Genomic DNA, 3,119 nt, shown 5'->3' with positions numbered 1-3,119 from the left:
CCGCCCTGCTGGCCGGTGCCGCGCTCGGTACCCTGCCCGACCTCGATTCCCTGGTGCTCGCCTTCACCGCCACCGACCCGGTTGCGGTCATGACCGAACACCGCAGCTACAGCCACTCGCTGCTGGTGCTGCCGTGGGTGGCCGCGCTGATCTGGTGGGGCTTCAAACGCTTCGGCAACGGCCGGGTGGCGCAGTCTCCGATGCGCTGGTTCTGGGCGATCCAGCTGGCGCTGGTCACCCACCCGGTACTGGATGCGTTCACCGTCTATGGCACCCAGCTGTGGTGGCCGTTCAGCCCGTCGCCAACGATGTGGTCCAGTGTCTTCATCATCGACCCGCTGTACACGGTGTGGCTGCTGCTGGCCTGCGTCGTGGCGTGGTTTGCGCAGGCCAGGTCGCTGGCCCAGCGCGCATTGGTTGCAGGGCTGGTGCTGAGCACCGGCTACCTGGGCTGGTCACTGCTGGCCAAGCACCAGGTTGAACGCGAAGCCGACCGCGCGCTGGCCGCCATGGGCCTGGGCGATGCGCCGAGGTTCTCGGTGGCGACCCCCTTCAACACCGTGCTGTGGCAGGTGGTCGCCATGACCCCCAGCGGCTATGTGATAGGCGAGCGCTCGGTGATTGCCGACCATGGCCCGATGACATTCCGCGGCTATCCGTCCAACGTGCAGGCATTGCGCCAGGCTGCCGACATTCCGGCCGTGGCCCGCTTGAACTGGTTCAACCGCGGATTCATGCGCGCACAGGTGGTGGACGGACAGCTGCAGCTCAGTGACCTGCGCATGGGACTGGAGCCGGACTACACCTTTACCTTCGCGGTGGCGAAGCAGCAGGGAGATGGCTGGGAGGCGATCACCCCGCAACAGCTGCGCCCGGCGTATGAGGGGGATGAAGGACGCGAACGCGCCAAGCGCCGCTTCGGCACACTGTGGCAGCGCATGTGGAATGAACCCGCGCGCTGACTGACCGCGTAGAGCCACGCCCTGCGTGGCTGCGACTCCGATGGACTCCGCGAAGCCACGCAGGGCGTGGCTCTACGGCGATCCATCAATTTGACCAACGGCCGTTCACGGGTGTCGATCCGTGGGTCTCAATAAACCGTCGCGCGCGCCTGCACGAACGAAAAGAAGAACACCGCATTCGGATCGTTCTGCACCAGCCCGAACTCCTGGCGCATGCCGTCCACGGTGGCCTGATCCACCAGCCCGGCCTGCAGCAGCGGCTCGGCCGCTGACAGCAGCAGCTGCTCCCAGAACGCAATCATGGTCTTGCGTCGTGCCGGTTCGCGGTTGTCCAGGTGGATGGTCTTGATCTCGGTGTGCACGTCGCGGAAGCCACCGGCCAGCAGCAGGTTGCCCAGCTTGGCCCCGACGAACGGGTCGCCGCCGTGGTCGTACTGGAAATCATTGAACGCCATCCAGTAGCGCCAGATATGCGGCGAATAGGGATCCAGCAGGAACGAGGCGTTCATCACCTCGGTTATGTAAACCGGCGAACCGGGCACCAGCACACGACGCACTTCACTGAGCACACGGGCGGGCGAGGGCACGTGTTCCAGCACCCAGCACAGGAACGCCGAGTCGAACTCGCGCGGGCCGAACGGCAGGTTGCCGGCGTCGGCCTGCTGCAGGGTGTAACGCTCGCTGCACCACGGGGTCTTTTGCAGATTCTGGCGGGCAGTGGCCAGCTGGGCCTCGCTCAGGTCCACGCCGGTGACATGCAGCTCGGGGAAGCGGCGCAGCAGAATCTCGGTCTGCGCGCCCACGCCGCTGCCAACTTCCAGCAGCTTGCGCGCGCCGGTGTAGTCGATGCTGTTGAAGATGGTCGATTCGAGCAGCCGGGACTGGACGACCAGACGGTGCTGTTCGGTATCGGAGAAGCCGTGCAGGTAGGTGGGGGAGGCGATAGGGGGTGTCATGTCAGGTTCACGCGGCAAACGACAGCGGCTGTCCCGCTGCCAACGCATCAAAATAGTCCCGCGTCAGCGCAACCTGCTGAGCGGCATCTTCAGCACGGTTGACCACCGCACGGAACGCGGCATTTTCCGGGCGGTCCTTGGCGTACCAGCCCAGATGCTTGCGCGCGATGCGCACACCCTGGGCTTCACCGTAGAAGTCGTGCAGCGCGTGCAGATGCCCAAGCAGGATGTCGCGCACCTCGATCAGCGTCGGCGGCGGCAGTTCTTCACCGGTGGCCAGGTAATGCGCCACTTCGCGGAAGATCCACGGCCGGCCCTGGGCGGCGCGGCCGATCATTACCGCATCGACGCCGGTCTGGGCCAGCACCTGCGCGGCCTTCTGCGGCGAATCGATGTCGCCGTTGGCGAGCACCGGAATGCGCAGGGCAGCCTTGATCGCAGCGATGGTCTCGTATTCGGCGCTGCCGGTGTAATGCTGGTCGCGGGTACGACCGTGCACGGCGAGGGCGGCAATGCCGCTGTCTTCGGCGATGTGGGCAATACGCGGACCGTTGCGGTGGTCACAGTCCCAGCCCGTGCGGATCTTGAGGGTGACCGGCACCGGCACGGCGTTGACCACCGCGCTGAGGATGCGCGCGACCAGGTCCTCATCGCGCATCAGCGCCGAGCCGGCCCAGGCGTTGCAGACCTTCTTGGCCGGGCAGCCCATGTTGATGTCGATGATCTGCGCGCCGTGGTCGACGTTGTAGCGGGCGGCGTCGGCCAGCTGGGCCGGTTCGGTGCCGGCGATCTGCACGCTGATCGGCGCAGGTTCACCGTCGTGGTCCATGCGATGGATCGACTTGCGGGTGTTCCAGAAACGGGGGTCGGAGATGGTCATCTCCGAGGCAGCCAGGCCCGCGCCGAGCCGCTTGCACAGCAGGCGGAAGGGCTTGTCGGTGACGCCGGCCATGGGCGCGAGCACCACGTTGGGCTGGATGGAATAGGGGCCGATCTGCATGGGAGCAATTGTATTGCGCCGGGCGTTGGCCGGGCGTGCCGGGGATGGAACGCTGGGGTTGCCCGTGGGGCATCTGGATGTCGGAAACCGGTAGCGCCGGCCGTTGGCCGGCCAACGCACCGCTTGGGCCGGCCAACGCCGGCGGGGCCCCCGGGGGGTTTTAAAAACACCGCCCCCCCCCCCCCCGCCGCAAAAGGGGTT

The 3,119-nt window shown here is 66.6% G+C and carries 3 protein-coding genes; 1 reads left to right on the top strand and 2 read right to left on the bottom strand.

Features of this window, described 5'->3' with window-relative positions; genetic code table 11:
- Positions 1 to 962, top strand: a 962-nt coding sequence (locus EGJ34_RS21025; RefSeq protein ID WP_148100546.1) for a metal-dependent hydrolase, incomplete at its 5' end; no start/stop codon positions are given.
- A 128-nt stretch (positions 963 to 1,090) separates the two neighbouring features.
- On the opposite strand, the gene EGJ34_RS21020 is transcribed toward EGJ34_RS21025, so the two are convergent.
- On the bottom strand, positions 1,091 to 1,918 hold the full coding sequence (locus EGJ34_RS21020) for a methyltransferase domain-containing protein (protein WP_125362355.1): 828 nt from the start codon (positions 1,916 to 1,918) through the stop codon (positions 1,091 to 1,093).
- A 7-nt stretch (positions 1,919 to 1,925) separates the two neighbouring features.
- Entirely contained in the window at positions 1,926 to 2,918 is a 993-nt protein-coding gene (gene dusB / locus EGJ34_RS21015) for a tRNA dihydrouridine synthase DusB (RefSeq protein ID WP_125362354.1), read from the bottom strand.
- Between the last annotated feature and the right edge of the window lie 201 nt (positions 2,919 to 3,119).

This window comes from Stenotrophomonas sp. 278 (assembly GCF_003935715.1).
GTDB lineage: Bacteria > Pseudomonadota > Gammaproteobacteria > Xanthomonadales > Xanthomonadaceae > Stenotrophomonas > Stenotrophomonas maltophilia_AH.
This window is presented reverse-complemented; position numbering and strand designations above follow the sequence as displayed.